This window comes from Crossiella sp. S99.2, assembly GCF_023094165.1.
In the GTDB taxonomy this organism is placed as follows: Bacteria; Actinomycetota; Actinomycetes; order Mycobacteriales; family Pseudonocardiaceae; genus Crossiella.
This window is the reverse complement of the sequence record NZ_JALMDK010000016.1, coordinates 139,049-143,105: the sequence shown is the minus strand read 5'-3', so window position 1 is coordinate 143,105 and position 4,057 is coordinate 139,049. Positions and strand designations below refer to the sequence as shown.

Genomic DNA, 4,057 nt, shown 5'->3' with positions numbered 1-4,057 from the left:
GCCGGACACCAGGCAGGAACACCAGCGGAGGAGTGAGGCAGCACGATGGACACCACGACCGAGGACGCCCAGCCGGGCGAGAACTGGTTCCTGTTGATGGACCCGGAGTGGCGTCCGGCCACCGAGCACGAGCCGCCGCCGCTGGAGGCCGTGGTCGGTCTGTGGCCGGTGGAGGAGGGCGGGCAGGTCGGCAAGTTCCGGGCCAATCCGGAGTACGTGCCCGCGGACGAGAACTCGCCCTCGGATCCGCTGGATGCCGTGCTGCGGCTGGTGTTGCAGGGCCGGGCCGAGGTCGACCACATCCAGTTGATGTTGCGGGACACGCTGTTCGACATCGGGATGAACGGCGACGGCCGTCCGCTGCTCACCCGGTCCCCTGACGACCTGCTGTGCGTGGTGGTGGCCTCCGGGGAGCAACATCGCAGGCGGATCAGTTCACCGGAGTGGCGGCGGATCGACCTGGACGAGCTGGTGGTGCTGCTGGCCGACGGGGTGGACGTGCTGTTCAACCCGGGTGGGACGGCCTCGGTGCGGCTCACCGGTGACTTCATGCGCGAGACGCTGATGATGGGGGAGGAGGAGGTCGCCGAGCTGCATGCCCGGCACCACGATCTGACCGGGCTGCGCGTGGTGCCCTGGGAGCCCGGCACGGGCGAACCCGCCGACGAGGAGCCCGCGCCAGGAACGTGACGGCTCAACGAGACTGGCAGCTGGTCCGGCCGGGCGGAGCTGGGGCTCCGCCCGAACCGTTCGGCGACTAGGGGCGGGGCAGCCGGATGAAGTAGGACTTGGCGAAGGCACAGCAGTTCGAGGCGGGCAGGGCGTTGGTGATCACGTAGCCGGGCGGGATGGGCGAGATGTCACAGATCCACATGCCGCTGCTCTGCACGGGCACCACGAACCAGGAACCGAGACCGTTGCACCCTTTGCCGACGATGGTGATGACCTGTCCCGCCGGGATCGGCGACCCGGCGCAGACCCAGTTCAGCGCCCCCGCGGTGGTGGCCGGTGCGGCGGGTGCCGGTGCGGCGCTGACCGGGCTGGCCGCAAGGATGCCGCCAGCGATAGCCATTCCGGCGATTGCGGTGGCCATTCCGGCCATTTTTGGCCAGCGCGAATTGCTTTTCATGGAGTTGTCCCCCTGTTGGGTCAGGCGCTTCGGATGAAGTAGGTCGGGCCGCCGCAGTTCAGGTTGGTTCCGGTGAACTCGACCCAGAACCCGGGCGGCAACGGGCCGGACTAGCAGATCCACCTGCGGTCCTGTGCGGGCGTGCTGAACCAGGCAGTATCGGTGCACCCCGCGCCCTTGCCGGTGCTGACGCCCCGGCCAGGGCCACGTCGACGAACACCATGACCTGCATGGCGATTGTCGACTAGCGCGGGCGCAGGCGTGCGGAATTGTTCAAAGAATCTCCTCGCTGTGGGATTTGATCCCGAAAGTGCCCCCCTGGGAAAAACGTTATCCGGGTCGGTGGTGGCGGGGAATACGCCGAACAGGCTAATTTCGCTACAAGCTGTAGCGTAACCCGCGGTGGGCGGTGTCGAGGGCAGGATGCGGGGACTCCACAATGGACAAACGGACCGAGCCGTTGCCCGATTGTCCACAATGGAGTAGGCGTCCCGCGTCGCGCGCCGGAACCGGCCGCGGTGGGCGGTAGCGTGCGCCACCGTGCCGGGCATCGGCCCGGTGTTCGTTCGCTGAGTGCAGAGGTTGTCCTTGACCAGGTTGCTGCCCGCGGTCCTCGCCATTGTCGGGGCGAGTCTGCTTGCCGTGGCGTTGTTCGCCCCGTTCGTCGTCCGCAGTTACCGCCGCCGCGGTGAGCTGGGCCTTGGCCAAGCGGTGCTGGCCTTCGGGTTCCTGCTCTACGGGCTGGCGCTGCTGGCCTACACGCTCTTCCCGATCCCGCAGATCGACGCGGCCTGGTGCGCGGCGCACGCCACGCATCCGCAGCTGACCCCGCTGGCGTCGCTGGCCGATGTGGCCAAGTTGCAGCGCGGCAACGGTTTCGGCGCCGTGCTGGCCAACCCCGCGGTGCAGCAACTGCTGTTCAACGTGGCGCTGTTCCTGCCGCTGGGCGCGTTCCTGCGGCACTACACCCGCCGCAGCGCGCCGGTGGTCATCCTGGCCGGGTTCGGGGTGTCGCTGTTCATCGAGTGCACCCAGCTCACCGGGAACTGGTTCCTCTTCGCCTGCCCGTACCGGCTCTTCGACGTGGACGACCTGATCACCAACACCTCGGGCGCCGCGCTCGGTGTGCTGGCCGCGCCGCTGCTGCGGCTGTTCGACCGCAGCACCGAGATCCCCGCGGGCGATCCCCGTCCGGTCACCACCTTCCGGCGGTTCCAGGGCATGCTGGTGGACCTGCTCTCGGTGGTGATCCTGGGTGGTCTGCTGGCCGGTTCCACCAACGTGATCGCGCACTTCGCCTTCCAGGTGTGGCTCAACGACAGCCCCGGCGGGCGGCTGGCGCTGACCGTGCTCAGCACCTGGCTGCCCGCCGTCGTCCTGCTGGCCATCCCGGCCCTGCGACCGAGCGGCGCCACCTTTGGCCAGCAGGCGGTCCGCTTGCGCCGCACCGGCCCGGACGGCGGCCACCCCGGCGTCCGGATCCTGCCCGCGTTGCTGGCAGGCACCTTCGGCTACTACCTGTTCAGCGGCCTGGAGCAGTACTGGCCCGGGCTGAGCTTCCTGCCGGGCCTGCTGGCCTTCGCCGCGGTGGTGTTCGCCTGGCGCCCGCGCAGTCACCGCGGCTTCTCCGGTCTGGTCTCCGGCCTGCGCGTGATCGACGCCCGGGAGCCAGTCACCAGGTGACGGGTAGCGATTCGATGCCGTGGATGAACGAGTCGCGGCGGAAGGCGACGGCACTGCCGGGGTCGGCCAGACGCAACTCCGGCAGCCGGGTCAGCAACGCGGTGAGCGCGGCGCGTAGCTCCAGGCGGGCCAGTGGCGCGCCCAGGCAGTGGTGCGCGCCGAAGCCGAAGGCGACGTGTCCCCTGGTGTGGCGGGTCAGGTCGAGGGTGTCCAGGTCGGGGCCGAACGCGGGGTCGCGATTGGCCGCGGCAAGGGACGCGCTGATCATCGTGCCCGCCGGATAGGTCTGCTCGCCGACTGTGGTGTCGGCGAGCGCGAGGCGAGGGAATCCACTGGACACCACACTGGTGAAGCGCAGGATTTCCTCCACGGCCCGGCCCACCGCGTCGTGATCATCCTGGGCGATGGCGGCCCGGAACAGCTTGAGCTGGTCCGGATTCTCCAGCAGCGCAAGCACACCCAGCGCGATGGTGTTGGCGGTGGTGTCGTGGCCGGCGATCAACAGCAGGTTGGCCAGCCCGGCGATCTCGTCATCGTCGACACCGCCGTCCGCGACGGCCTGCTGACCGTGCTCGCGGACGAGGTAGCCGAGCAGGTCGTCACCGGGCTCGCGCCGGGCCTTGGCGACCAGTTCCCGCATGTAGTCGAGGGCCTCGTCCTCCAGCGCACCGCGCCGGGCGGGCGGCAGACTCGCGGAACTGATCAGTGCGGCCCGCCGCTGGAACTGGTCCTGGTCGGTGTAGGGGACGCCGAGCAGGCGGCAGATCACCAGCGAGGGCACCGGCATGGCGAAGCCGGACACCAGATCGCCAGGCGCGCCCGCGGCGACGAACTGGTCCAGCTGCTCGCTGACGACGAGTTCTACCTGCGGGGCAAGGGCTTTGATCGCGCGGACGGTGAAACGCGGTGCCACGGTGCGCCGCACCCGGCCGTGTTCGGGCGCGTCCATGAGCAGCAGCATGCCTGCCCGGCGGCGGCGGATCTGCTCGTCGGTCAGGCCGACGGCGGTGCCCTCGGGTGGTGGCACCGCGCCCAGGCTGAGCGTGTCCGTGCCGTGCACCGCGTGCGCCTGGGCGTGCCCGGCCACCAGGGTGCTGACCCGGCCGGTCACGGTGGTGACCGGGCAACTCGTCCCGCTCGCCTGCACCGCGCGCAGCGAGGCGTGCGGGGCGAACCGGTCCCGGCGCGACCCGAGTGGCTGCAAACTCTCCGCGGCCGGCCGGTGGTCGGTGGATTCGGTCATGG

Annotated in this window: 4 protein-coding genes; 2 read left to right on the top strand and 2 right to left on the bottom strand. The window is 70.0% G+C overall.

Annotated elements, in window-relative coordinates; translation table 11 throughout:
- Nucleotides 1-45: 45 nt before the first annotated feature.
- Nucleotides 46-690 carry a type VII secretion system-associated protein gene (locus tag MZC64_RS40875; protein ID WP_247765018.1) on the top strand — a complete coding sequence of 215 codons (645 nt, stop codon included), beginning with the start codon at nt 46-48 and terminating at the stop codon, nt 688-690.
- Nucleotides 691-757: 67 nt separating this feature from the next.
- On the opposite strand, the gene MZC64_RS40870 is transcribed toward MZC64_RS40875, so the two are convergent.
- The gene (locus MZC64_RS40870) at nt 758-1,072 is read right to left on the bottom strand and encodes a hypothetical protein (RefSeq protein ID WP_247765017.1); all 315 of its coding nucleotides are present in this window, start codon (nt 1,070-1,072) and stop codon (nt 758-760) included.
- Between the two features lie 645 nt (nt 1,073-1,717).
- On the opposite strand from MZC64_RS40870, the gene MZC64_RS40865 reads away from it, so the two are divergent.
- Nucleotides 1,718-2,812: a VanZ family protein gene (locus MZC64_RS40865; RefSeq protein ID WP_247765016.1), complete on the top strand. Its 1,095-nt coding sequence runs from the start codon at nt 1,718-1,720 to the stop codon at nt 2,810-2,812.
- On the opposite strand, the gene MZC64_RS40860 is transcribed toward MZC64_RS40865, so the two are convergent.
- Entirely contained in the window at nt 2,802-4,055 is a 1,254-nt protein-coding gene (locus MZC64_RS40860) for a cytochrome P450 (RefSeq protein ID WP_247765015.1), read from the bottom strand. The two genes, MZC64_RS40865 and MZC64_RS40860, sit on opposite strands and share 11 nt — an antisense overlap.
- Nucleotides 4,056-4,057: the final 2 nt, after the last annotated feature.